The 25,040-nt window shown below is 62.3% G+C and carries 28 protein-coding genes and 1 pseudogene; 27 read left to right on the top strand and 2 right to left on the bottom strand.

The window, feature by feature from the left end:
• Positions 1–365 precede the first annotated feature (365 nt).
• The 3 genes and pseudogenes from rpoB to NKJ12_RS17190 all read left to right on the top strand — a co-directional run bounded on the left by rpoB (position 366) and on the right by NKJ12_RS17190 (position 9,586).
• Positions 366–4,502, top strand: coding sequence for a DNA-directed RNA polymerase subunit beta (rpoB, locus tag NKJ12_RS17200; RefSeq protein WP_352704055.1), 4,137 nt, complete (start codon positions 366–368; stop codon positions 4,500–4,502).
• Between the two features lie 138 nt (positions 4,503–4,640).
• On the top strand, positions 4,641–8,837 hold the full coding sequence (gene rpoC, locus NKJ12_RS17195; RefSeq protein WP_352704053.1) for a DNA-directed RNA polymerase subunit beta': 4,197 nt from the start codon (positions 4,641–4,643) through the stop codon (positions 8,835–8,837).
• Between the two features lie 84 nt (positions 8,838–8,921).
• Positions 8,922–9,586 (top strand): annotated as a pseudogene (locus NKJ12_RS17190) (O-methyltransferase).
• 48 nt (positions 9,587–9,634) lie between these two features.
• On the opposite strand, the gene NKJ12_RS17185 reads toward NKJ12_RS17190, so the two are convergent.
• Positions 9,635–10,564, bottom strand: a complete 930-nt coding sequence (locus NKJ12_RS17185; RefSeq protein ID WP_352509899.1) for a Gfo/Idh/MocA family protein — start codon at positions 10,562–10,564, stop codon at positions 9,635–9,637.
• Positions 10,565–10,687: 123 nt separating this feature from the next.
• Positions 10,688–10,969 (bottom strand): transcriptional regulator, encoded by a 282-nt coding sequence (locus tag NKJ12_RS17180; RefSeq protein ID WP_254817147.1) that lies wholly within the window; start codon positions 10,967–10,969, stop codon positions 10,688–10,690.
• 461 nt (positions 10,970–11,430) lie between these two features.
• On the opposite strand from NKJ12_RS17180, the gene rpsL reads away from it, so the two are divergent.
• From rpsL to rpmD, 24 genes are all read left to right on the top strand, one after another.
• On the top strand, positions 11,431–11,802 hold the full coding sequence (rpsL, locus tag NKJ12_RS17175) for a 30S ribosomal protein S12 (RefSeq protein ID WP_006333356.1): 372 nt from the start codon (positions 11,431–11,433) through the stop codon (positions 11,800–11,802).
• A gap of 85 nt (positions 11,803–11,887) precedes the next feature.
• The gene (rpsG, locus tag NKJ12_RS17170; RefSeq protein WP_008875664.1) at positions 11,888–12,358 is read left to right on the top strand and encodes a 30S ribosomal protein S7; all 471 of its coding nucleotides are present in this window, start codon (positions 11,888–11,890) and stop codon (positions 12,356–12,358) included.
• A 30-nt stretch (positions 12,359–12,388) separates the two neighbouring features.
• Positions 12,389–14,479 (top strand): elongation factor G, encoded by a 2,091-nt coding sequence (gene fusA, locus NKJ12_RS17165; protein ID WP_254817148.1) that lies wholly within the window; start codon positions 12,389–12,391, stop codon positions 14,477–14,479.
• Between the two features lie 67 nt (positions 14,480–14,546).
• Positions 14,547–15,722, top strand: a complete 1,176-nt coding sequence (gene tuf / locus NKJ12_RS17160) for an elongation factor Tu (RefSeq protein ID WP_254817137.1) — start codon at positions 14,547–14,549, stop codon at positions 15,720–15,722.
• 63 nt (positions 15,723–15,785) lie between these two features.
• Positions 15,786–16,094: a 30S ribosomal protein S10 gene (gene rpsJ, locus NKJ12_RS17155; RefSeq protein ID WP_006205468.1), complete on the top strand. Its 309-nt coding sequence runs from the start codon at positions 15,786–15,788 to the stop codon at positions 16,092–16,094.
• A gap of 96 nt (positions 16,095–16,190) precedes the next feature.
• Positions 16,191–16,919 carry a 50S ribosomal protein L3 gene (rplC, locus tag NKJ12_RS17150; protein WP_023717519.1) on the top strand — a complete coding sequence of 243 codons (729 nt, stop codon included), beginning with the start codon at positions 16,191–16,193 and terminating at the stop codon, positions 16,917–16,919.
• Positions 16,919–17,539: a 50S ribosomal protein L4 gene (rplD, locus tag NKJ12_RS17145; protein ID WP_023675140.1), complete on the top strand. Its 621-nt coding sequence runs from the start codon at positions 16,919–16,921 to the stop codon at positions 17,537–17,539. The genes rplC and rplD overlap by 1 nt, the downstream gene beginning before the upstream one ends.
• Entirely contained in the window at positions 17,536–17,829 is a 294-nt protein-coding gene (locus NKJ12_RS17140) for a 50S ribosomal protein L23 (RefSeq protein WP_006205465.1), read from the top strand. Before rplD ends, NKJ12_RS17140 begins: the two co-directional genes overlap by 4 nt.
• Positions 17,830–17,851: 22 nt before the next feature.
• The gene (gene rplB, locus NKJ12_RS17135) at positions 17,852–18,685 is read left to right on the top strand and encodes a 50S ribosomal protein L2 (protein ID WP_352704050.1); all 834 of its coding nucleotides are present in this window, start codon (positions 17,852–17,854) and stop codon (positions 18,683–18,685) included.
• Positions 18,686–18,701: 16 nt separating this feature from the next.
• Entirely contained in the window at positions 18,702–18,980 is a 279-nt protein-coding gene (rpsS, locus tag NKJ12_RS17130) for a 30S ribosomal protein S19 (RefSeq protein WP_006205463.1), read from the top strand.
• Between the two features lie 2 nt (positions 18,981–18,982).
• A complete protein-coding gene (gene rplV, locus NKJ12_RS17125) occupies positions 18,983–19,372 on the top strand; it encodes a 50S ribosomal protein L22 (RefSeq protein WP_006205462.1) in 390 nt (129 codons plus the stop codon).
• Positions 19,372–20,097, top strand: coding sequence for a 30S ribosomal protein S3 (gene rpsC, locus NKJ12_RS17120; RefSeq protein ID WP_023675137.1), 726 nt, complete (start codon positions 19,372–19,374; stop codon positions 20,095–20,097). Before rplV ends, rpsC begins: the two co-directional genes overlap by 1 nt.
• A 27-nt stretch (positions 20,098–20,124) precedes the next feature.
• Positions 20,125–20,538 carry a 50S ribosomal protein L16 gene (gene rplP / locus NKJ12_RS17115; RefSeq protein WP_006205460.1) on the top strand — a complete coding sequence of 138 codons (414 nt, stop codon included), beginning with the start codon at positions 20,125–20,127 and terminating at the stop codon, positions 20,536–20,538.
• A gap of 13 nt (positions 20,539–20,551) precedes the next feature.
• Positions 20,552–20,752, top strand: a complete 201-nt coding sequence (gene rpmC / locus NKJ12_RS17110; protein WP_352704048.1) for a 50S ribosomal protein L29 — start codon at positions 20,552–20,554, stop codon at positions 20,750–20,752.
• Positions 20,753–20,763: 11 nt separating this feature from the next.
• A complete protein-coding gene (gene rpsQ / locus NKJ12_RS17105) occupies positions 20,764–21,003 on the top strand; it encodes a 30S ribosomal protein S17 (protein ID WP_023675136.1) in 240 nt (79 codons plus the stop codon).
• An 82-nt stretch (positions 21,004–21,085) separates the two neighbouring features.
• Complete coding sequence (gene rplN, locus NKJ12_RS17100) at positions 21,086–21,454, top strand: 50S ribosomal protein L14 (RefSeq protein WP_006205457.1); 369 nt, start codon at positions 21,086–21,088, stop codon at positions 21,452–21,454.
• 12 nt (positions 21,455–21,466) lie between these two features.
• Positions 21,467–21,781, top strand: coding sequence for a 50S ribosomal protein L24 (gene rplX, locus NKJ12_RS17095; protein ID WP_254817150.1), 315 nt, complete (start codon positions 21,467–21,469; stop codon positions 21,779–21,781).
• Complete coding sequence (gene rplE / locus NKJ12_RS17090; protein WP_008875670.1) at positions 21,774–22,352, top strand: 50S ribosomal protein L5; 579 nt, start codon at positions 21,774–21,776, stop codon at positions 22,350–22,352. The genes rplX and rplE overlap by 8 nt, the downstream gene beginning before the upstream one ends.
• A 27-nt stretch (positions 22,353–22,379) precedes the next feature.
• A complete protein-coding gene (rpsN, locus tag NKJ12_RS17085) occupies positions 22,380–22,685 on the top strand; it encodes a 30S ribosomal protein S14 (RefSeq protein WP_023675134.1) in 306 nt (101 codons plus the stop codon).
• Positions 22,686–22,697: 12 nt separating this feature from the next.
• Positions 22,698–23,096 carry a 30S ribosomal protein S8 gene (rpsH, locus tag NKJ12_RS17080; RefSeq protein WP_006205453.1) on the top strand — a complete coding sequence of 133 codons (399 nt, stop codon included), beginning with the start codon at positions 22,698–22,700 and terminating at the stop codon, positions 23,094–23,096.
• 88 nt (positions 23,097–23,184) lie between these two features.
• Complete coding sequence (gene rplF / locus NKJ12_RS17075; RefSeq protein WP_023675133.1) at positions 23,185–23,718, top strand: 50S ribosomal protein L6; 534 nt, start codon at positions 23,185–23,187, stop codon at positions 23,716–23,718.
• Between the two features lie 85 nt (positions 23,719–23,803).
• Positions 23,804–24,163, top strand: coding sequence for a 50S ribosomal protein L18 (gene rplR, locus NKJ12_RS17070; protein WP_023675132.1), 360 nt, complete (start codon positions 23,804–23,806; stop codon positions 24,161–24,163).
• An 83-nt stretch (positions 24,164–24,246) separates the two neighbouring features.
• Complete coding sequence (gene rpsE, locus NKJ12_RS17065; RefSeq protein WP_006333394.1) at positions 24,247–24,810, top strand: 30S ribosomal protein S5; 564 nt, start codon at positions 24,247–24,249, stop codon at positions 24,808–24,810.
• Positions 24,811–24,834: 24 nt separating this feature from the next.
• Positions 24,835–25,032, top strand: a complete 198-nt coding sequence (rpmD, locus tag NKJ12_RS17060; protein ID WP_006205449.1) for a 50S ribosomal protein L30 — start codon at positions 24,835–24,837, stop codon at positions 25,030–25,032.
• Positions 25,033–25,040 lie beyond the last annotated feature (8 nt).

The following is a 25,040-nucleotide window of genomic DNA, read 5'->3' as shown; positions in this document are numbered from 1 at the left end:
CCCCGCACGGCGACCCCACGCCCCCCCCGCACACGGCCCCGCCCCCCCTCCACCCCCCCGGCGCCAACGTCACCCTCAAGAATCCGTGTAGACCCGCCGGCCGGCGTCGCGCCGCCCGCCACTCCCATCACGTCTAGGGGAGGCTCATAGCGCGAAGAGTGCGAAAACCTCTTTCCTGAGGGCCGCAAACCGGCCTTCAGGAAACGGGTTTTCTCCCGTTTCTGGCCCACCGCCAATTGGTGGTGGGTGAAAAGACAAGAAGCCGCCGACAGGCGGCGGGCAACAAGACAGGGCCGCCAAGGTGGCCCGAGATGCAAGGCGAGCCGCGGCGAGGCTCGTCCCGAGAATTGAGCTAAGGAGCGACGATGGCCCAGACCCAGACTTTCAATGGCCGCAGACGCGTACGCAAGTTTTTCGGAAAGATCCCGGAAGTTGCGGAGATGCCGAACCTGATCGAGGTTCAGAAGGCATCCTATGACCAGTTCCTGATGGTGGAGGAGCCCAAGGGCGGGCGTCCTGACGAGGGGCTGCAGGCAGTTTTCAAGTCGGTCTTCCCGATTTCCGATTTTTCCGGCTCCTCGATGCTGGAATTCGTGAAGTACGAGTTCGAGGGACCGAAATTCGACGTTGACGAATGCCGTCAGCGCGACCTGACCTACGCGGCGCCGCTCAAGGTGACGCTGCGCCTCATCGTGTTCGATATCGACGAGGATACCGGCGCGAAGTCGATCAAGGACATCAAGGAGCAGGACGTTTACATGGGCGACATGCCGCTCATGACCTTGAACGGCACCTTCATCGTCAACGGCACCGAGCGCGTCATCGTCTCGCAGATGCACCGTTCGCCGGGCGTCTTCTTCGACCATGACAAGGGCAAGTCGCACTCGTCCGGCAAGCTTCTGTTTGCCGCGCGCGTTATTCCCTATCGCGGCTCATGGCTCGACATCGAGTTCGATAGCAAGGACGTCGTGCACGCCCGTATCGACCGCCGCCGCAAGATTCCGGTCACGTCGCTGCTGATGGCGCTCGGCATGGACGGCGAAGAGATCCTGTCGACCTTCTACAACAAGATCACCTACAAGCGCGCCGGCGACCATTGGCGTATCCCGTTCAACGTCGAGCGTTTCCGCGGCCTCAAGGCCGTTGGTGACCTGGTTGACGCCGACACCGGCGAGGTCGTCGTCGAGGCCGGCAAGAAGATCACTGCCCGCCAGGCCAGGGCGCTTGGCGAAAAGGGTCTCAAGGCGATCAAGGCGACCGACGAGGATCTGCTCGGCAACTATCTCGCCGAGGATATCGTCAACTATGCGACCGGTGAGATATTCCTCGAAGCCGGCGACGAGATCGACGAAAAGACGCTGAAAGTGCTGCTCGGCACCGGCGAGGACGAGATCAAGGTTCTCGACATCGACCATGTCAACGTCGGCGCCTATATCCGCAACACGCTCAACGTCGACAAGAACGAGAGCCGCCAGGACGCACTGTTCGACATCTATCGTGTCATGCGCCCGGGCGAGCCGCCGACGCTCGAGACCGCCGAAGCCATGTTCAACTCGCTGTTCTTCGACAGCGAGCGCTACGACTTGTCGGCCGTCGGCCGCGTCAAGATGAACATGCGCCTCGAGCTCAAGGCCGAGGACACCGTGCGCGTGCTGCGCAAAGAGGACATCCTGGCCGTGGTCAAGACGCTGGTCGAACTGCGCGACGGCAAGGGCGAGATCGACGACATCGACAATCTCGGCAATCGCCGCGTGCGCTCGGTCGGCGAGCTGATGGAGAACCAGTACCGCGTCGGGCTGCTGCGCATGGAGCGCGCGATCAAGGAACGCATGTCCTCGATCGAGATCGACACGGTGATGCCGCAGGACCTGATCAACGCCAAGCCGGCGGCTGCCGCCGTGCGCGAGTTCTTCGGTTCCTCGCAGCTGTCGCAGTTCATGGATCAGACCAACCCGCTGTCGGAGATCACCCACAAGCGCCGTCTTTCGGCGCTTGGACCGGGCGGTCTGACCCGCGAGCGTGCCGGTTTCGAAGTGCGCGACGTGCATCCGACGCATTACGGTCGCATCTGCCCGATCGAGACGCCGGAAGGCCCGAATATCGGCCTGATCAACTCGCTGGCGACCTTCGCGCGGGTCAACAAATACGGCTTCATCGAGAGCCCGTACCGCAAGATCGTCAATGGCAAGCTGACCAATGAGGTCGTTTACCTGTCGGCTATGGAAGAGGCCAAGCACCACGTCGCGCAGGCCAATGCCGAGCTCGACAAGAATGGTCATTTCGTCGACGAATTCGTCATTTGCCGCAACGCCGGCGAAGTGATGATGGCGCCGCGCGAAAACGTCGATCTGATGGACGTATCGCCGAAGCAGATGGTGTCGGTGGCCGCGGCCCTGATCCCGTTCCTCGAGAACGACGACGCCAACCGTGCGCTGATGGGCTCGAATATGCAGCGTCAGGCCGTGCCGCTGGTGCGCGCCGAAGCGCCGTTCGTCGGCACTGGCATGGAGCCGATCGTCGCCCGTGACTCGGGCGCCGCCATCGGCGCCCGCCGCGGCGGCATCGTCGACCAGGTGGACGCGACGCGTATCGTCATCCGCGCCACGGAAGATCTCGATCCCGGCAAGTCCGGCGTCGATATCTACCGGCTGATGAAGTTCCAGCGTTCGAACCAGAACACCTGCATCAACCAGCGTCCGCTGGTGCGCATGGGCGACCGGGTCAACAAGGGCGACATCATTGCCGACGGCCCGTCGACCGAGCTCGGCGATCTGGCCCTCGGCCGGAACGTGCTGGTCGCGTTCATGCCGTGGAACGGCTACAACTACGAGGATTCCATCCTTCTGTCCGAGCGCATCGTCGCCGACGACGTCTTCACCTCGATCCACATCGAGGAGTTCGAAGTCATGGCCCGCGACACCAAGCTCGGGCCGGAGGAGATCACGCGCGATATCCCGAACGTCTCGGAAGAAGCGCTGAAGAACCTCGATGAGGCCGGCATCGTCTACATCGGTGCGGAAGTGCAGCCGGGCGACATCCTGGTCGGCAAGATCACGCCGAAGGGCGAAAGCCCGATGACGCCGGAAGAAAAGCTGCTGCGCGCCATCTTCGGTGAAAAGGCCTCGGACGTGCGCGACACCTCGATGCGCATGCCTCCGGGAACCTTCGGGACCGTCGTCGAAGTGCGTGTCTTCAACCGCCACGGCGTCGAGAAGGACGAGCGCGCCATGGCGATCGAGCGCGAGGAGATCGAACGCCTCGCCAAGGACCGCGACGACGAGCAGGCGATCCTCGACCGCAACGTCTATTCGCGCCTTTCCGACGTTCTTGTCGGCAAGGAAGCGATTGCCGGGCCGAAGGGCTTCAAGAAGGGCTCGAAGCTGTCGAAGGACACGCTGGACGAGTATCCGCGTTCGCAGTGGTGGCAGTTTGCCGTGGAGAACGAAAAGCTCCAGAGCGAGCTGGAAGCCCTGCGTGGCCAGTACGACGATTCCAAGAAGGCGCTCGAGCAGCGCTTCATGGACAAGGTCGAGAAGGTGCAGCGCGGCGACGAAATGCCTCCGGGCGTCATGAAGATGGTCAAGGTCTTCGTGGCCGTGAAGCGCAAGATGCAGCCCGGCGACAAGATGGCCGGCCGGCACGGCAACAAGGGTGTCGTGTCGCGGATCGTTCCGGTCGAGGACATGCCTTTCCTCGAGGACGGCAGGCATGCCGATATCGTGCTCAACCCGCTGGGTGTGCCGTCGCGCATGAATGTCGGCCAGATCCTGGAAACGCATCTGGGCTGGGCTTGCGCCGGAATGGGCAAGAAGATTGGCGATCTGATCGACGCGTACAAGACTGCGGGCGACATCAAGCCGCTGCGCAAGACGCTCGAGAGCTTCATGCCGGCCAACGACCGCAACGAGCCGATCCGCGAATATGACGACGAGAGCATCATTCGCCTCAGCGAGCAGATGCGCCGCGGCGTCTCCATCGCGACACCGGTGTTCGACGGCGCGCACGAGGCCGACATTAACATCATGCTGGAGCAGGCGGGCCTGCACACCAGCGGTCAGTCGCAGCTCTATGACGGACGCACCGGCGAGCCGTTCGATCGCAAAGTGACGATGGGCTATATATATATGCTCAAGCTTCACCACCTTGTGGACGACAAGATCCACGCGCGTTCGATCGGGCCGTACTCGCTCGTTACCCAGCAGCCGCTGGGCGGCAAGGCGCAGTTCGGTGGCCAGCGCTTCGGCGAGATGGAGGTCTGGGCGCTCGAAGCATACGGCGCCGCCTACACGCTGCAGGAGATGCTGACGGTGAAGTCGGACGACGTCGCCGGCCGCACCAAGGTCTACGAGGCGATCGTCAGAGGCGACGACACCTTCGAAGCCGGCATCCCCGAGAGCTTCAACGTTCTCGTCAAGGAAATGCGGTCTCTCGGCCTCAATGTCGAGCTGGAGAACACCAAACTCGACGACAACCCGATCCGGCTGCCCGACGCGGCCGAATAAGCAAGACGCTCGGTCGCGGGAGAGGGCTCTCGCGACCGGGGCGCACCCAAATTCTTCGGCCGATGGCCGATCAAGTCGGCGGGCGTTTGGCCCGCGCTAGATGCAAGGGGTTTCGAGGACCCCGAAAAGGAGAACGGCATGAACCAAGAGGTCATGAATCTCTTCAATCCCCAGGCGCCCGCGCAGGTGTTCGATTCCATCAGGATCTCGCTTGCCAGCCCTGAGAAGATTCTGTCCTGGTCGTTCGGCGAGATCAAGAAGCCGGAGACCATCAACTACCGCACCTTCAAGCCGGAGCGTGACGGTCTGTTCTGCGCGCGCATTTTTGGTCCGATCAAGGACTATGAGTGCCTGTGCGGCAAGTACAAGCGCATGAAGTACAAGGGCGTCATCTGCGAGAAGTGCGGCGTCGAAGTCACGCTGTCGCGCGTCCGCCGCGAGCGCATGGGCCATATCGAACTGGCGGCACCGGTCGCCCATATCTGGTTCCTGAAGTCGCTGCCGTCGCGCATCGGCACGCTGCTCGACATGACGCTGAAGGACATTGAGCGGGTCCTCTACTTCGAGAACTACATCGTCACCGAACCCGGCCTCACCGCGCTGAAGGAGCACCAGCTGCTCAGCGAGGAAGAGTACATGATGGCCGTCGACGAGTATGGCGAGGACTCGTTCACCGCCATGATCGGCGCCGAGGCGATCCACGACCTTCTGGCCGGCATGGACCTCGAGAAGATCGCCGGCGATCTGCGTTCGGAACTGGCTTCGACCACCTCCGAGCTCAACCAGAAGAAGTACCTGAAGCGGCTCAAGGTCGTCGAGAACTTCATGGAATCCGGCAACCGTCCGGAATGGATGATCATGAAGGTGGTTCCGGTGATTCCGCCGGACCTGCGTCCGCTTGTCCCGCTGGACGGCGGCCGTTTCGCCACCTCCGACCTGAACGACCTTTATCGCCGCGTCATCAACCGCAACAACCGCTTGAAGCGGCTGATCGAGCTGCGCGCGCCCGGCATCATCGTGCGCAATGAAAAGCGCATGCTGCAGGAAGCCGTCGATGCACTGTTCGACAACGGCCGTCGCGGCCGCGTCATCACCGGCGCCAACAAGCGTCCGCTGAAGTCGCTGTCCGACATGCTGAAGGGCAAGCAGGGCCGGTTCCGCCAGAACCTGCTCGGCAAGCGCGTCGACTATTCCGGCCGCTCGGTCATCGTCACCGGTCCGGAGCTCAAGCTGCACCAGTGCGGCCTGCCGAAGAAGATGGCGCTCGAACTTTTCAAGCCCTTCATCTACGCCCGTCTCGACGCCAAGGGTTACTCCTCGACCGTCAAGCAAGCGAAGAAGTTGGTCGAGAAGGAGCGTCCGGAGGTCTGGGATATCCTCGACGAGGTCATCCGCGAGCATCCGGTGCTGTTGAACCGCGCGCCGACGCTGCACCGCCTCGGCATCCAGGCGTTCGAGCCGATCCTGATCGAAGGCAAGGCGATCCAGCTTCACCCGCTGGTCTGCACGGCCTTCAATGCCGACTTCGACGGCGACCAGATGGCGGTCCACGTGCCGCTGTCGCTGGAAGCGCAGCTCGAAGCCCGCGTGCTGATGATGTCGACCAACAACATCCTGCACCCGGCTTCCGGTGCGCCGATCATCGTGCCGTCGCAGGACATGGTTCTCGGTCTCTACTATCTCTCGATCGTCAACCAGAACGAGCCGGGCGAGGGCATGGTGTTTGCCGACATGGGCGAGCTCCAGCACGCGCTCGAGACCAAGGCGGTGACGCTGCATGCCAAGATCAAGGGGCGCTTCCGTACGGTCGACGCCGACGGCAAGGTCGTGTCGAAGATCTACGACACTACGCCTGGCCGCATGATCATCGGCGAACTTCTGCCGAAGAACCACAATGTGCCGTACGAGACCGCCAACCAGGAGATGACCAAGAAGAACATCTCCAAGATGATCGACACCGTCTACCGCCATTGCGGTCAGAAGGAGACGGTCATTTTCTGCGATCGCATCATGGCTCTCGGCTTCAGCCACGCCTGCCGTGCCGGCATTTCGTTCGGCAAGGACGACATGCTGATTCCGGACGCCAAGATCAAGCTGGTGTCCGACACCGAGGCTTTGGCCAAGGAGTACGAGCAGCAGTACAATGACGGCCTGATCACCCAGGGCGAGAAGTACAACAAGGTCGTCGACGCCTGGGCCAAGTGCTCGGAAAAGGTCGCCGACGAAATGATGGCCCGCATCAAGGCTGTCGAGTTCGAGGACAACGGCCGTCAGAAGCCGATGAACTCGATCTACATGATGTCGCACTCCGGTGCGCGCGGTTCGCCCACCCAGATGCGCCAGCTCGCCGGCATGCGCGGTCTGATGGCCAAGCCTAGCGGTGAAATCATCGAGACGCCGATCATCTCGAACTTCAAGGAAGGCCTCACCGTGCTCGAGTACTTCAACTCGACCCACGGCGCCCGCAAGGGTCTGGCCGACACCGCCTTGAAGACGGCGAACTCGGGTTATCTGACGCGTCGTCTCGTCGACGTGGCACAGGACTGCATCGTCAACTCGCTCGACTGCGGCACCGACAAGGGCCTCACCATGCAGCCGATCGTCGATGCCGGTCAGGTCGTCGCCTCGGTTGGCCAGCGCGTTCTCGGCCGCACCTCGCTCGACGACATCACCCACCCGGTCACCGGCGAGGTTCTGGTCAAGGCCGGAACGCTGATGGACGAGCGTGACGTGGAACTGATCGAAAAGGCCGGCGTGCAATCGGTCCGCATCCGTTCGGCGCTGACCTGCGAGGTCAGGGTCGGCGTCTGCGCGGTCTGCTACGGACGCGATCTGGCCCGCGGCACGCCCGTCAACCAGGGCGAGGCTGTCGGCGTCATCGCGGCGCAGTCGATCGGCGAGCCGGGCACCCAGCTCACCATGCGCACCTTCCACATGGGCGGCACGGCGCAGGTGGTGGATTCCTCGTTCCTTGAAGCCTCGTACGAGGGCAAGGTCGAGATCCGCAACCGCAACGTGGTGCGCAACTCCGACGGCCAGCTGATGGTCATGGGCCGCAATATGGCGGTGCTGATCCTCGACGAGGCCGGCAAGGAACGCGCCACGCACCGCGTCACCTACGGTTCGCGCATCTTCGTCGACGATGGCGACAAGGTGAAGCGCGGCCAGCGTATCGCCGAGTGGGATCCTTATACCCGCCCGGTCCTCACCGAAATCGAGGGCAAGGTCGCGTTCGAGGATCTGGTCGACGGCATTTCCGTTCAGGAAACCGCCGACGAATCGACCGGCATCACCAAGCGCGAGGTCATCGACTGGCGTTCGACGCCACGCGGCAACGACCTCAAGCCGGCGATCGCCGTCCTGGATGCCAAGGGTAAGGTCGGCAAGCTGTCGAAGGGTGGCGACGCCCGCTTCCTGCTCTCGGTCGAGGCCATTCTTTCGGTCGAGCCGGGCGCACAGGTTCGCCCCGGCGACGTGCTGGCGCGTATTCCGATGGAAAGCGCCAAGACCAAGGACATCACCGGCGGTCTGCCGCGTGTTGCCGAGCTGTTCGAGGCACGCCGTCCGAAGGATCACGCCATCATCGCCGAGATCGATGGCACGATCCGCTTCGGCCGCGACTACAAGAACAAGCGCCGTATCATCATCGAACCGCATGACTCGACGCTTGAGCCGGTCGAATACCTGATCCCGAAGGGCAAGCCGTTCCATCTCCAGGACGGCGACGTCATCGAGAAGGGCGACTACATCCTCGACGGCAATCCGGCGCCGCACGACATCCTGGCGATCAAGGGCGTGGAGGCGCTTGCCTCCTACCTCGTCAACGAAATCCAGGAGGTCTACCGACTGCAGGGCGTGTCGATCAACGACAAGCACATCGAGGTGATCGTTCGCCAGATGCTGCAGAAGGTCGAGATCACCACGCAGGGCGATTCGACCTACATTCCGGGCGACCACGTCGACGTGATCGAACTGGAAGAGGTCAACGAGCGCCTGGTCGAGGAAGGCAAGAAGCCGGCAGAAGGCCAGCCGGTGTTGCTCGGCATCACCAAGGCCTCGCTGCAGACGCCGTCCTTCATCTCGGCCGCCTCCTTCCAGGAGACGACGAGGGTGCTGACCGAAGCTGCGGTTGCCGGCAAGACCGACATGCTGCAGGGGCTGAAGGAAAACGTCATCGTCGGCCGGCTGATCCCGGCCGGCACCGGCGGCACGATGAGCCAGATCCGGCGCATCGCCACCTCGCGCGACGAACTGATCATCGACGAGCGCCGCAAGGCGTCCGGCGTCGAGGTCGCCGAGCCGATGCTGACCGACATGGCTTCCGCCGCGCAGTAAGCGCACAAGAAAGAGAAGATAGAAAAGGGGCCAAGTGGCCCCTTTTCGCATTTTGGTTCTCTAATCGGATCGGAGAAGAAAACGATGAGCATGAAGACCTGGGCTTCTGTCGACGACTACATTGTCGAGGCTTTTTTCGATGCGGATCCCGCCCTCGATGCCGTTCTGGCGGCCAACCATGACCACGGCCTGCCGGCGATCGATGTTTCGCCGGCACAAGGCAAGCTGCTGTCACTTCTTGCGCGAATGCAGGGAGCCAAGAAGGTACTCGAAATCGGCACGTTGGGCGGCTACTCGACAATCTGGATGGCGCGAGCGTTGCCCGTGGACGGCAAGGTCGTGACACTCGAGCTTGACCCGCACCACGCCAGTGTCGCGCGGTCGAACTTTGAACGCGCAGGGGTGTCGGACCGGTAGAACTGCGGGTCGGACCGGCGCTTCAATCGCTTGCGGCGTTAGGCGCCGAGAATGCCGGGTCGTTCGACTTCATCTTCATCGACGCCGACAAGCCGAACAACCCGCACTATCTGTCGTGGGCCATGCGTCTTTCGAGGCCGGGGACCGTCATCGTCTGCGACAATGTCATCCGTGACGGCGCGGTGGTGAATGAAGATGGTCGTGACGCCAATGTCGAAGGGGCACGCGCGGCGTTCTCGTTCATCGGCAGCCACAAGCGTCTGGAAGGCACCGCGATCCAGATTGTTGGCGCCAAAGGCTATGACGGCTTTGCTATAGCGATCGTCAATTGAACTTGCGCGGTGAGTGGCCGGACATGCGATCCGGCCGACGCCCGCTGATCAATCGAAAAAAGCTTGCACCACATTGCGCTTGCCCAGCATGAAGGCGTCGGCGACGTGCTGAAGGGGCGCGAGATCGACGTCGGAGGTACCCGCGCGCACGATCTCGGCAAAGCGCCTGTAAAGCATCGGGTATTCCGCTTCCGGCTCCTCGTGAACGACGCGGCCGTCGACGGCGAGCTTCGAGCCGCCGCCGGAAAGCACCATTTTACCCCGGTCCGTCTCGGCCAGGATGTCCCAGCTCTGCGGGCCGGTCTGAAGCCAATCGAGTTCCATCGTCACTGGCAATCCGTCCGAGGTGCGGAAGGTGACATGGGCCGCGACCGGGGATGCACGGTTCTCCGGAAAATCGAGCTCTGCCGAACTGATGAACATTGGCGGCAGGATGTGGGTGGCGATCGACAGTGCGTTAATGCCCGGATCGAAGACGCCGAAGCCGCCCGGTGCCCAGATCCATTCCTGATTCGGATGCCAGCGGCGGACATCTTCCTTCCAGATGATAGCGGCCGATCTGATTTTGGTTGAACCGAGGAAAGCGCGAGCGGCCTCGACAGCCGGCGCATAGCGTGAATGCCAACTGGCGAACAGGCAGACGCCGTTCGCTGCCGCCAGCGCTTTCAGGTCCTCGACCTCGCTGACGGTCGCGCCCGGCGGCTTTTCCAGGAAGACATGCTTTTTCGCCACCAGCGCCGTGCGTGCGGCGTCATAACGGAACTGCGGCGGCATGCAAAGCGACACCGCCTCGAGCTCCGGCACCGAGTCGAGCATCGCCTCAATCGTCGGGAAATTCGGGATGTCTTCGACTTTGCCGTGGCGGCTCGCTGCGGCGACCAGGCGATAATCCTGGTCCTTCGCCAAGGCCGGCAGGTGCTGGTCGCGGACGATCTTTCCCACGCCCACGATGCCGAGCTTGATGGGATTAGAGGACATGGGAGCTCCGCAGGTTGAGTGTGCTTGGTTTTACCAGAGGTCGCTTCTTAGCAGAGAACTTGTGTCGGGCAAGTCGCCGGGCTTTTGTCGCCGGCCGTGAGATCGACCGCGATTCAGATCTCTTCAGATCGGCACATCGAAGGTCACGATTGACACTTCGCCTTCGAGCGCGCCCTGATAGGCGGACAGATGCGGCTCCTCGTCGGGCACGCCGTCCAGGTCACCGATCTGGTCGAGCTCGGCCTCGGCGTAACCTTCCGCGGCAAGTGATTCGAGAGCGCGGCGCACCGCCGAATCGTCGTCCGGGGCGACCAGCATCACATGCACGCCTTCCGGCTTGCCGCCTTTGCGCTTCCACACCCGGCCGGTAATAATGGTGACCGGGCGCTCCTCATTGTCATTCACGGGTTCGTACCTCCGGGCGAGGGGTTTTGGGCTGTTCATGCCGCCTTTTCGCACGAAGCACGGCGTGGAAACAGCCGCAAGCCGGTCACTTTCTGCCTTCCTCTTGAAAAACGGCGCAAGAAAATTACATGCGTTTTTCGCATGGCTGCCAAACCTCGGGTTCAGCGCAATATTTGCCGCTCCGGGGTTGACGGACAGTGGTCACACGAGTAGAAGCCGCCCAGTCAGAACCGATGTGAGGCTCTCGCTTCCGAAGCGACACGCTTTGGAGTTTGCCTCAAACAGGGTTCGTTTTACGAGCGAAAAGACATTTCCGGCGTGCATGAAGCGGCTTCCGCTTCCTCTGCCATTTGTTCGGGCAAGACCGCGAGGCGCGGTTTGTGGCCCGAATTTGCGTATGGAAAGACGCTTTGAGCGGCCCTGACCGGGCAAGACACGGAATTGAGAGACAAGAGGGTTTAATGCCTACCGTCAACCAGCTGATCCGCAAGCCGCGCATTGCGCCGGTGAAGCGCAACAAGGTCCCGGCCATGCAGCAGAACCCGCAGAAGCGGGGCGTCTGCACGCGCGTCTACACCACGACGCCGAAGAAGCCGAACTCGGCGCTGCGCAAGGTGGCCAAGATCCGTCTGACCAATGGTTTTGAAGTGATCGGTTACATCCCCGGCGAAGGCCACAACCTTCAGGAACACTCGGTGGTGATGATCCGCGGCGGCCGCGTTAAGGATCTTCCGGGCGTCCGTTACCACATCATCCGCGGCGTGCTCGACACGCAAGGCGTGAAGAACCGCAAGCAGCGCCGTTCGAAATACGGCGCCAAGCGTCCGAAGTGACCGAAGCGTAGCCAAGGTCGTTCCGGACGGCGTCAAGCGACGATCCGGGATCCAGGCCACCGCGTAGAATTGAGGCAGAGAAAAAATGTCCCGTCGTCACAGTGCAGAAAAGCGTGAGATCAATCCGGACCCGAAGTTCGGCGACCTGATCGTCACCAAGTTCATGAATGCCGTCATGTATGATGGCAAGAAGTCGGTTGCCGAGACCATCGTCTACGGCGCGCTCGACCAGGTTCAGTCCAAGACCAAGCAGGAGCCGGTCACCGTCTTCCATCAGGCGCTCGACAATGTCGCGCCGCATGTGGAAGTGCGTTCGCGCCGCGTCGGCGGTGCCACCTACCAGGTTCCGGTCGACGTGCGCCCCGAGCGCCGGCAGGCATTGGCCATCCGCTGGCTGATCGCTGCCGCCCGCAACCGCAACGAGACCACCATGGTCGACCGCCTCTCCGGCGAGCTGATGGACGCGGCCAACAACCGCGGCACCGCCGTCAAGAAGCGTGAAGACACCCACAAGATGGCAGAAGCCAACCGCGCTTTCGCGCACTACCGCTGGTAAAGCGCGAACGAGACTGAAGAGGCACCTCCCATGGCCCGCGAATATAAAATCGAAGACTACCGCAATTTCGGTATCATGGCGCATATCGACGCCGGCAAGACGACGACCACCGAGCGCGTCCTCTATTACACGGGCAAGTCGCACAAGATCGGCGAAGTCCACGACGGCGCTGCGACCATGGATTGGATGGAGCAGGAGCAGGAGCGCGGCATCACCATCACGTCGGCCGCCACCACGACCTTCTGGAAGGGTCGCGACGGCAAGATGTATCGCTTCAACATCATCGACACCCCCGGCCACGTCGACTTCACCATCGAGGTCGAGCGTTCGCTGCGCGTGCTCGACGGCGCCATCGCGCTGCTCGATGCCAATGCCGGTGTCGAGCCGCAGACGGAGACCGTCTGGCGCCAGGCCGACAAGTATCGCGTGCCGCGCATGATCTTCTGCAACAAGATGGACAAGATCGGCGCCGACTTTTACCGCTCGGTCGAGATGATCGGTTCGCGCCTCGGTGCGCATGCCGTCGTCATGCAGCTGCCGATCGGCGCCGAGACCGAGTTCAAGGGTGTCGTCGACCTCGTCGAGATGAACGCGCTGGTCTGGCGCGACGAGACGCTGGGCGCTGCCTGGGACATCGTCGAGATCCCTGCCGACCTCAAGGCTCGTGCCGAAGAATACCGCGAGAAGATGATTGAGGCCGCCGTCGAAATGGACGAAACGGCGCTCGAGAATTACCTCGAAGGCAAGATGCCGAGCAACGACGAGATCCGTGCGCTCATCCGCAAGGGCACGATCGCGGTGAAGTTCTATCCGATGTTCTGCGGCTCGGCCTTCAAGAATAAGGGCGTGCAGCCGCTGCTCGACGCCGTCGTCGAATATCTGCCGTCGCCGGCCGATGTCCCTGCCATCAAGGGCGTCGACGCCAAGACCGACGCCGAGATCGAGCGTCATGCCGACGACAACGAGCCGCTGTCGATGCTCGCCTTCAAGATCATGAACGACCCGTTCGTCGGTTCGCTCACCTTTGCCCGCATCTATTCGGGCAAGCTCACCAAGGGCATCTCGGTCGACAACACCGTGAAGGGCAAGAAAGAGCGCATCGGCCGCATGTTGCAGATGCATGCGAATTCGCGCGCCGACGTCGAAGAGGCGTTTGCCGGCGACATCGTCGCCCTCGCTGGTCTCAAGGACACCACCACCGGCGACACGCTCAGTGATCCGCTGCATCCGGTCATCCTCGAGCGCATGGAATTCCCCGATCCGGTTATCCAGATCGCCATCGAGCCGAAGACCAAGAACGACCAGGAAAAGATGGGTCTCGCCCTTCACCGCCTGGCCGCCGAGGATCCGTCCTTCCGCGTCAAGACCGACGAGGAAAGCGGCCAGACGATCATCTCCGGCATGGGCGAACTTCACCTCGACATCATCGTCGACCGCATGCGTCGCGAGTTCAAGGTCGAGGCCAATGTCGGCGCACCGCAGGTGGCCTACCGCGAGACGATCACCCGCAAGCACGAGCAGGACTACACGCACAAGAAGCAGACCGGCGGTACCGGCCAGTTCGCCCGCGTCAAGATCCTGTTCGAGCCGAATCCGGAAAGCAGCGAATTCGAGTTCGAAACCAAGATCGTTGGCGGCGCTGTGCCGAAGGAATACATTCCCGGTGTCGAAAAGGGCATCAACAGCGTCATGACCTCGGGCCCGTTCGCCGGCTTCCCGATGATCGGCGTCAAGGCGACGCTGATCGATGGCGCCTACCACGACGTGGACTCGTCGGTTCTGGCCTTCGAAATCGCCGGCCGCGCCTGCTTCCGTGAAGCAGCGCCCAAGCTTGGCGTGCAGTTGCTCGAGCCGATCATGAAGGTCGAGGTGGTGACGCCGGAAGATTACGTCGGCAGCGTTATCGGCGACCTGAACGGCCGTCGTGGCCAGATCCAGGGCCAGGAGGCCCGCGGTGTCGCGGTGGTCATCAACGCGATGGTGCCGCTCGCCAACATGTTCAAATACGTGGACAACCTTCGCTCGATGAGCCAGGGCCGCGCGGCCTACACGATGCAGTTCGACCATTACGAGCCGGTCCCGACCGCGGTCGCGCAGGAAGTCCAGAAGAAATACGCGTAACTCGAAACGAGTTGCACCAGTAACTTAATTCAAGGCCCGCACGGGCTGGCAGGAATGGAGAGATCACATGGCAAAAGGTAAATTCGAGCGCACTAAGCCTCATGTGAACATTGGCACGATTGGTCACGTCGACCATGGCAAGACGTCGCTGACGGCGGCGATCACCAAGTATTTTGGCGAATACAAGCGCTATGACCAGATCGATGCGGCGCCCGAAGAGAAGGCGCGCGGCATCACCATTTCGACGGCGCATGTCGAATACGAGACCGCCAACCGCCACTATGCCCATGTCGATTGCCCCGGCCACGCCGACTATGTGAAGAACATGATCACCGGTGCCGCGCAGATGGACGGCGCGATCCTGGTGGTGTCGGCCGCCGACGGCCCGATGCCGCAGACCCGCGAGCACATCCTTTTGGCCCGCCAGGTCGGCGTGCCCTCGATCGTGGTGTTTTTGAACAAGGTCGACCAGGTCGACGACGCCGAGCTGCTCGAGCTGGTCGAGCTCGAGGTGCGCGAGCTTTTGACCAAGAACGAGTTCCCCGGCGACGACATTCCGATCGTCAAGGGTTCGGCGCTTGCCGCCCTTGAAGATAGCGACAAGAAGATCGGCGAGGACGCCATCCGCGAACTGATGGCTGCGGTCGATGCCTATATACCGACGCCGGTTCGTCCGCTCGACAAGCCGTTCCTGATGCCGATCGAGGACGTGTTCTCGATCTCGGGCCGTGGCACGGTGGTGACCGGCCGCGTCGAGCGCGGCGTCGTCAAGGTCGGCGAGGAGCTGGAGATCGTCGGCATCCGTCCGACCACCAAGACGACCTGCACGGGCGTCGAGATGTTCCGCAAGCTGCTCGACCAGGGTCAGGCCGGCGACAACATCGGCGCGCTGCTGCGCGGTGTCGACCGTGAAGGCGTCGAGCGCGGCCAGGTCCTGGCCAAGCCCGGCACCGTCAAGCCGCACAAGAAGTTCGTTGCCGAAGCCTACATCCTGACCAAGGACGAAGGCGGCCGCCATACGCCGTTCTTCACCAACTACCGTCCGCAGTTCTATTTCCGCACGACGGACGTGACCGGCATCGTGTCGCTGCCGGAAGGCACCGAGATGGTGATGCCGGGCGACAACATCACCGTCGATGTCGAGCTGATCGTGCCGATCGCCATGGAAGAGAAGCTGCGCTTCGCCATCCGTGAAGGCGGCCGCACCGTCGGTGCCGGCATCGTCGTCACCATCAAAGAGTAATTTGGACTTAAACCGATCTGTCGCGGGCGCTGCCCGCGCCGCGCCAGAACAAGGAAGTGACGCATGAACGGACAGAATATCCGCATCCGCCTGAAGGCGTTTGATCACCGGGTGCTCGACGCCTCGACACGGGAAATCGTGTCGACCGCCAAGCGCACCGGCGCCAACGTCCGCGGCCCAATTCCGCTGCCGACGCGGATCGAAAAGTTCACGGTCAACCGGTCGCCTCATGTCGACAAGAAGAGCCGCGAGCAGTTCGAGATGCGCACGCACAAGCGTCTGCTCGACATCGTCGACCCGACCCCGCAGACGGTCGATGCTTTGATGAAGCTCGACCTGGCCGCCGGTGTCGACGTCGAGATCAAGCTCTAAGGAACCAGAGGTCAGCGGGGCGACCCGGAACTCTGAAGGAACAAGAGGCGTGGAGGGGCGACAGCCCCGACAGGGAACTCTAAAGGAATTGAACCGATGCGTTCAGGTGTGATTGCAAAGAAGGTGGGAATGACCCGCATCTACAACGATGCCGGGGAACATGTTCCCGTCACTGTTCTCCAGATGGAGAACTGCCAGGTCGTGGCGCAGCGCACGCAGGAGAAGAACGGCTATACCGCCGTCCAACTCGGCGTTGGCCTTGCCAAGGTGAAGAACACGTCGAAGGCGATGCGCGGCCATTTCGCGACCGCTTCCGTCGAGCCTAAGGCCAAGGTTGCCGAGTTCCGCGTCTCCGCCGACAACATGATCGATGTCGGCGCCGAGATCACCGTCGAGCATTTCGTCGTCGGCCAGAAGGTCGATGTGACGGGAACCACGATCGGCAAGGGTTTCCAGGGCGTCATCAAGCGGCACCACATGGGTGGCGGCCGCGCGACGCACGGCAACTCGGTGTCGCACCGTACACACGGTTCGACCGGCCAGCGCCAGGATCCGGGCAAGGTGTTCAAGGGCAAGCATATGGCCGGCCACATGGGTGACACCCGCGTCACCACGCAGAATGTCGAGGTCGTCTCGACCGACGCCGATCGTGGCCTGATCCTGATCCGCGGTGCGGTCCCGGGTTCGAAGGGTGCATGGATCCTGGTCCGCGATGCGGCCAAGGTGGCGCTTCCGGCCAATGCGCCGAAGCCCGCCGCGATCCGCGCCGTTGCAACCGATGGTGCCGCCAAGAACGAGGCCCCGGCCACAGAGGGAGCGGAATAATGGACCTCAAGATTACAACGCTTGGCGGCAAGGACGCCGGTAAGCTGAAGCTCTCCGAAGAGATTTTCGGCCTTGATCCGCGCGAGGACATCCTGCAGCGCGTCGTGCGCTGGCAGCTCGCCAAGAAGCAGCAGGGCACGCACAAGGCCAAGGGCCGCGCGGAAATCGCCCGCACCGGCGCCAAGATGTACAAGCAGAAGGGTACCGGCCGCGCCCGTCACCATTCGGCTCGCGCTCCGCAGTTCCGCGGCGGCGGCAAGGCCCACGGCCCGGTCGTGCGCAGCCACGAGCACGATCTGCCGAAGAAGGTGCGTGCGCTCGGTCTCAAGCATGCGCTTTCGGCCAAGGCCAAAAGCGCGTCGATCATCATCATTGACGAGCTGAAGCTGACCGAGGCCAAGACCAAGGCACTGATCGCGAATTTCGCGACGCTGGGCCTGAGCAACGCCCTGGTGATCGGCGGCGCCGAGCTTGACAAGAATTTCAAGCTGGCGGCGACCAACATCCCGAACATCGACGTGCTGCCCATCCAGGGCATCAACGTCTACGACATTCTGCGCCGCGGCACGCTGGTCCTTTCCAAGGCCGCCGTCGAGGCTCTCGAGGAGCGCTTCAAATGACCGACCTTCGTCACTACGACGTGATCGTCTCGCCGGCGATCACCGAAAAGTCGACCATGGCTTCCGAGCAGAACCAGGTCGTCTTCAATGTTGCCAAGAAGGCGTCGAAGCCGGAAATCAAGGCCGCCGTCGAAGCGCTGTTCGGCGTCAAGGTGATGGCTGTGAACACGCTTGTCCGCAAGGGCAAGATCAAGCGCTTCCGCGGCACGATCGGCCGCCAGAGCGACGTCAAGAAGGCGGTTGTGACGCTGGCCGACGGCCAGTCGATCGACGTCGCGACGGGTCTCTGAGCAAGGTCGCGAGGACAGAACAATGACACTGAAAAAATTCAACCCGGTAACGCCGAGCACCCGTCAGCTGGTCATCGTCGACCGCTCGGGCCTCTACAAGGGCAAGCCCGTCAAGGGCCTGACCGAAGGCCTGACCAAGTCGGGCGGCCGCAACAATTACGGCCGCATCACGGCCCGCTTCATCGGCGGCGGTCACAAGCGCACCTACCGCATCATCGACTTCAAGCGCCGCAAGTTCGACGTCGTCGGTACGGTTGAGCGTATCGAGTACGATCCGAACCGCACCGCCTTCATTGCGCTGATCAAGTACGACGATGGCGAGCTGTCCTACATCATCGCCCCGCAGCGTCTGGCTCCCGGCGACAAGATCGTGGCCGGTGAATCGGTCGACGTGAAGCCGGGCAACGCGATGCCGCTGGCCTCTATGCCGGTCGGCACGATCGTCCATAATATCGAGCTGAAGCCCGGCAAGGGCGCTCAGGTCGCCCGTTCGGCCGGTGGTTATGGCCAGCTCGTCGGCCGCGACCAGGGCATGGCGATCCTGCGCCTCAATTCGGGCGAGCAGCGTGTCGTCCACGGCTCCTGCATGGCCACTGTCGGCGCCGTGTCCAACCCGGACCACGGCAACATCAATGACGGCAAGGCTGGCCGCACCGTGTGGCGTGGCAAACGTCCGCACAATCGCGGTGTGACCATGAACCCGGTCGACCATCCGCATGGCGGCGGCGAAGGCCGCACCTCGGGTGGCCGCCATCCGGTTTCGCCCTGGGGCAAGCCGACCAAGGGCAAGAAGACGCGGTCCAACAAGGCGACCGACAAGTTCATCCTGCGCTCGCGCCATCAGCGCAAGAGCTAAGAAGAGGTAACGCCAAGTGACTCGTTCGATTTGGAAAGGCCCCTTCATCGACGGCTACCTTCTGAAGAAGGTGGACAAGGTTCGTGAAGGTGGTCGCAATGAGGTGATCAAGATGTGGAGCCGCCGCTCCACCATCCTGCCGCAGTTCGTCGGCTTCACCTTCGGTGTCTACAACGGCCAGAAACACGTTCCCGTCTCGGTGAACGAGGACATGGTCGGTCACAAGTTCGGTGAATTCGCTCCGACCCGGACCTATTACGGTCACGGCGCGGATAAGAAGGCGAAGAGGAAATAATCATGGGCAAGGCCAAAGCTCCGCGCAGGCTTGCTGACAACGAAGCGCGCGCCGTGTTGCGCACGATCCGTATCAGCCCGCAGAAGCTGAACCTGGTTGCCGCGCTGATCCGCGGCAAGAAGGTCGCGACAGCGCTTTCCGACCTCGAATTCTCGGCCAAGCGGATTTCCGGCACGGTCAAGAAGACGCTGGAATCGGCGATCGCCAACGCGGAAAACAACCACGACCTCGACGTCGATGCGCTGATCGTGGCGGAAGCCTATGTCGGCAAGTCGATTGTCATGAAGCGGTTCCATGCCCGTGGCCGTGGTCGCGCCAGCCGTATCGAGAAGCCGTTCTCGCACCTCACGATCGTCGTTCGTGAAGTCGAAGAAAAAGGGGAGGCCGCATAATGGGCCAGAAAGTCAATCCGATCGGTCTGCGTCTCGGCATCAACCGCACCTGGGATTCGCGGTGGTTCGCGAACACCGGCGAGTACGGCAAGCTGCTGCACGAGGACATCAAGATCCGCAAATATCTTGAGAAGGAACTCAAGCAGGCTGCGATCTCGAAGGTCGTGATCGAGCGTCCGCACAAGAAGTGCCGCGTCACCATCCATGCGGCGCGTCCGGGCCTGATCATCGGCAAGAAGGGCGCCGACATCGAGAAGCTTCGCAAGAAGCTGATGGAGATGACCAAGTCCGAGACGCATCTGAACATCGTCGAAGTGCGCAAGCCGGAGATCGACGCGACCCTGGTCGCCCAGTCGATCGCCCAGCAGCTCGAGCGCCGCATCGCGTTCCGCCGCGCCATGAAGCGCGCCGTCCAGTCGGCGATGCGCCTGGGTGCCGAAGGCATCCGCATCAACTGCGCTGGCCGTCTCGGCGGCGCCGAGATCGCGCGCATGGAGTGGTATCGCGAAGGCCGCGTGCCGCTGCATACGTTGCGCGCCGACGTCGACTACGGCACGGCCGAGGCGAATACGGCCTACGGCATCTGTGGCGTCAAGGTCTGGGTGTTCAAGGGCGAAATCCTTGAGCACGACCCGATGGCATCGGAGCGCCGCGCCACCGAGGGCGATCATGCGCATGGCGGTGGTGGTGAGCGCGAGCGCGGTCGCCGTCGCGAAAACGCGTAAGACAGTCAGGAATTTGGAGTTAGAACGATGCTGCAGCCAAAGCGCACAAAGTTCCGCAAGCAGTTCAAGGGCCGCATCCACGGTACCGCCAAGGGCGGCACCAACCTGGATTTCGGTGGTTTCGGGCTGAAGGCGCTTGAGCCGAACCGCGTCACCGCGCGTGAGATCGAGGCGGCCCGCCGCGCGATCACCCGCGAGATGAAGCGCGCCGGCCGGGTGTGGATCCGTATCTTCCCGGACGTGCCGGTTACGTCGAAGCCGACTGAAGTCCGTATGGGTAAGGGCAAGGGCGCGGTCGACTATTGGGCGGCACGCGTCAAGCCGGGTCGCATCATGTTCGAGATCGACGGCGTCAACGAGGAAACCGCCCGTGAGGCGCTGCGTCTCGGCGCGGCCAAGCTCTCGGTCAGGACGCGCTTCGTACAGCGCATCGCAGAATAAGGACGGGCTGATCATGAAAGCCGAAGACATCCGGACCAAGACGCAGGACCAGCTGACCGACGACCTGGCCAGCCTGAAGAAGGAGCAGTTAAACCTGCGCTTCCAGAAGGCCACCGGCCAGCTTGAGAAGACCGCGCGCGTGAGGCAGGTCCGCAAGGACATTGCGCGTATCAAGACCATCGCTGCGGAAAAGTCCGCGGCCAAGAAGGCTTAAGGACGAAAACCATGCCAAAGCGCATTCTGCAGGGCACCGTCGTCAGCGACAAGAACGAGAAGACGGTTGTCGTCAAGGTCGAACGGCGCTTCACGCATCCCGTGATGAAGAAGACCGTGCGCATGACCAAGAAGTACAAGGCGCACGACGAGAACAACGCCCACAAGGTCGGTGATCAGGTGTTCATCCAGGAATCGAAGCCGATTTCCAAGGACAAGCGCTGGGTCGTGGTGTCTTCGGACCAGGCCTGATCGGGGCTAACGAAACGAATTTTGGACAGACCGGGGAGGGGTGAGAAACCCGTCCCGTTAGAAAAGAAGAAGGCGGCCAGTCATGATTCAGATGCAAACAAACCTCGACGTCGCGGATAATTCCGGCGCCCGTCGTGTCATGTGCATCAAGGTGCTGGGCGGCTCGAAGCGGAAATACGCTTCCGTGGGCGACATCATCGTGGTGTCGATCAAGGAAGCCATCCCGCGCGGCCGCGTCAAGAAGGGCGATGTGATGAAGGCGGTCGTGGTTCGCACGGCCAAGGACATCCGCCGCCCGGACGGCAGCGTGATCCGTTTCGACAAGAACGCAGCCGTTCTCGTCGACAACAAGAAAGAGCCGATCGGCACGCGTATCTTCGGACCGGTTCCGCGCGAACTCCGCGCCAAGAACCACATGAAGATCATCTCGCTCGCGCCTGAAGTGCTGTAAGGAGCCGGACCAATGCAAAAGATTAGAAAAGGCGACAAGGTCGTCGTGCTGGCCGGCAAGGACAAGGGCCGTTCGGGCGAAGTCCTTTCGGTGCAGCCGAAGGACGACACCGCGCTGGTGCGCGGCGTCAACCTGATCCGTCGTCATCAGAAGCAGTCCCAGTCCCAAGAGGGCGGGATCATCACCAAGGAAGCGCCGATCCAGCTGTCGAACATCGCGCTGGCCGACCCCAAGGATGGCAAGCCGACCCGCGTCGGCTTCATCTTCCAGAAGGACGGCAAGAAGGTGCGCGTCGCCAAGCGCTCGGGAGAAGTCATCAATGGCTAAGGCTCAAACCAAGCAGGCAACTGCCCAGAACACGCCGCGCCTCAAGCAGGTCTACAACGAGACCATTCGCAAGGCGCTGCAGGAGCAGTTCGGCTACGAGAACGAGATGCAGGTTCCGCGCATCGACAAGATCGTGTTGAACATGGGCGTCGGCGAGGCGACCGGCGATTCGAAGAAGCCTTCGATCGCGGCGGAGGACCTTGCAATGATCGCCGGCCAGAAGGCCGTTGTCACCCGCGCCCGCAACTCGATCGCCGGCTTCAAGGTCCGCGAGAAGATGCCGATCGGCGCCAAGGTCACGCTGCGCAAGGAACGCATGTACGAGTTCCTCGACCGCCTCGTGAACATCGCACTGCCGCGCGTCCGCGACTTCCGCGGGCTCAACCCGAAGAGCTTCGATGGCCGTGGCAACTATGCCATGGGCATCAAGGAACACATCGTGTTCCCGGAGATCAACTACGACAAGGTTGATCAGATCTGGGGCATGGACGTCATCGTTTGTACGACTGCGAAGACGGACGACGAAGCCAGGGCATTGCTCAAGGCCTTCAACTTCCCCTTCCGCCAGTAACGGCAGCGAGAAAAGGAAAAATCTGAAATGGCAAAGACCAGCTCAGTCGAGAAGAACAACAGGCGCCGCAAGCTTGCGGACCAGTTCGCTGCCAAGCGCAAGGTGCTCAAGGCGATCATCATGGATCAGTCCAAGCCGATGGAAGAGCGCTTCCGCGCTCAGCTGAAGCTTTCGGCGCTGCCGCGCAACTCGGCCAAGACCCGCATCCGCAACCGCTGCGAAGTCACCGGACGTCCGCGTGCCTATTATCGCAAGCTCAAAGTATCGCGTATCGCGCTTCGTGATCTCGGCAATAACGGCCAGATCCCGGGCCTGGTCAAGTCGAGCTGGTAAGGAGGACATAAGATGTCATTGAGCGATCCTCTCGGCGATATGCTGACCCGCATCCGCAACGCGTATGGCCGTAAGAAGTCGAGCGTTTCGACGCCGGCTTCGCGCCTGCGCACCCGTGTCCTCGACGTGCTGAAGGCCGAAGGCTATATCCGCGACTACAGCCAGACCGACTTCGACAACGGCAAGTCCGAAATCGAGATCGAGCTGAAGTATTTCGACGGTGCGCCGGTGGTGCGCGAAATCGCCCGGGTCTCGAAGCCCGGCCGCCGCGTCTACGTTTCGGCCAAGTCGATACCACACGTCGCCAACGGCCTCGGCATCGCCATTCTTTCGACGCCGAAGGGTGTGATGGCCGACCACGAAGCGCGCGAACAGAATGTCGGCGGGGAAATCCTCTGCCAGATCTTCTGATCTGGTATGTGACCCGTTGGAATCCGGCTTTCGGGATCAAGTCCCGAAAACCGAGACCTGAAACAAGAGAAGTGACGAGGACAACAGAATGTCTCGTATTGGAAAGAAACCCGTTTCGCTGCCGCAGGGCGTGACCGCGACCGTCAACGGCCAGACCGTGACGGCGAAGGGTCCGAAGGGCGAGCTGAAGTTCGTGGTGAACGACGAAGTGCTGGTCAAGATGGAAGGCAGCGAGATCGCTGTCCAGCCGCGCGACCAGACCAAGACCGCCCGTTCCAAATGGGGCATGTCGCGCACGCAGATCGTCAACATCCTGCAGGGCGTCAAGGACGGCTTCGAAAAGAAGCTCGAGATCACCGGCGTCGGCTATCGCGCCGCGATGCAAGGCAAGAACCTGCAGCTGGCGCTCGGCTTCAGCCACGACGTTGTCTACGAGACGCCGCAGGGCGTGACGATTTCGGTGCCGAAGCCGACGGAAATCACCGTGACCGGCATCGACAAGCAGCAGGTCGGCCAGGTTGCCGCCGAGATCCGCGAGTACCGCAGCCCCGAGCCCTACAAGGGCAAGGGCGTTCGCTATGCTGGCGAGAAGATCGTCCGCAAGGAAGGCAAGAAGAAGTAATTTTAACGCCGCGGGGAGCGGTCGCGGGAGGCTCGTCCTACCGCATATGGTTGCCCCCGTTTTTTGAAGGCAAGGAACTGATATCATGGGCTCGAAAGAATCCACCCAACGCCGCGCTCAGCGCGTCCGCCGCCAGATCAAAAAGGTTGCCGGCGATCGTCCGCGTTTGTCGGTCCATCGCACGTCGAAGAACATCTATGTCCAGGTGATCGACGACGCCAAGGGCCACACCATCGCGGCTGCTTCGACGCTTGAGAAGGAGCTCAAGGGCTCGCTCAAGACCGGCGCCGACACCGCGGCCGCAGCTGCCATCGGCAAGCTGATCGCCGAGCGTGCCTCGAAGGCCGGCGTCAAGGAAGTCGTCTTCGACCGCGGCGCCTACATCTACCACGGCCGCGTCAAGGCGCTTGCCGAGGCTGCACGTGAAGGTGGTCTGAGCTTCTAAAAACGAAATTCGCCCCGGCGACCCACAGAGGCCGCCGGATATCATCATCAACCGTGCTTCCGGAAAAAAACAAGGAACAGGATATGGCACAGGAACGTAGGGATGGCGGCCGTGGCCGTGATCGCGAAGAGCGCGACGACGGCATGGTCGACAAGCTCGTCCACATCAACCGTGTCGCCAAGGTCGTCAAGGGCGGCCGGCGCTTCGGCTTTGCAGCACTCGTTGTCGTCGGCGACCAGAAGGGCCGCGTCGGCTTCGGCCACGGCAAGGCGCGCGAAGTGCCGGAGGCGATCCGCAAGGCGACCGAATCGGCCAAGCGCGACATGATCTTCGTGCCGTTGCGCTCGGGCCGCACGCTGCACCATGACGTCGAGGGACGCTGGGGCGCGGGACGGGTCCTGCTGCGCGCCGCCAAGCAAGGTACCGGCATCATCGCCGGCGGCCCGATGCGCGCCGTATTCGAGACGCTCGGCATGCATGACGTGGTCGCCAAGTCGATGGGTTCTTCCAACCCCTACAACATGGTTCGCGCCACTTTCGACGCGCTGAAGAGCCAGATGCATCCGAAGGATGTGGCTGCCGCGCGCGGCATCAAGTATTCGACCCTTCAGGCCCGCCGCGGCACCGCCGTTGCGGCTGAAGAATAGTCGACGCTGACCAGGGATCTGACCATGGCCAAGAAAGCAACCAAGACCATCACCGTCGAGCAGATCGGTTCGCCGATCCGCCGGCCGAAGGAGCAGCGCGCAACGCTGGTCGGCCTCGGCCTCAACAAGATGCACAAGCAGCGCACGCTGGAGGATACGCCCTCGGTGCGCGGCATGATCGCTGCCGTCCAGCATCTCGTCCGCGTCGTGGACGAGGGCTGAGCCAGAGC

It is taken from the genome of Mesorhizobium sp. M0195, from assembly GCF_040322115.1.
GTDB lineage: Bacteria > Pseudomonadota > Alphaproteobacteria > Rhizobiales > Rhizobiaceae > Mesorhizobium.
Note: the sequence above shows the minus strand (reverse complement) of the source record. Positions and strands in the feature narration are given on the sequence as shown.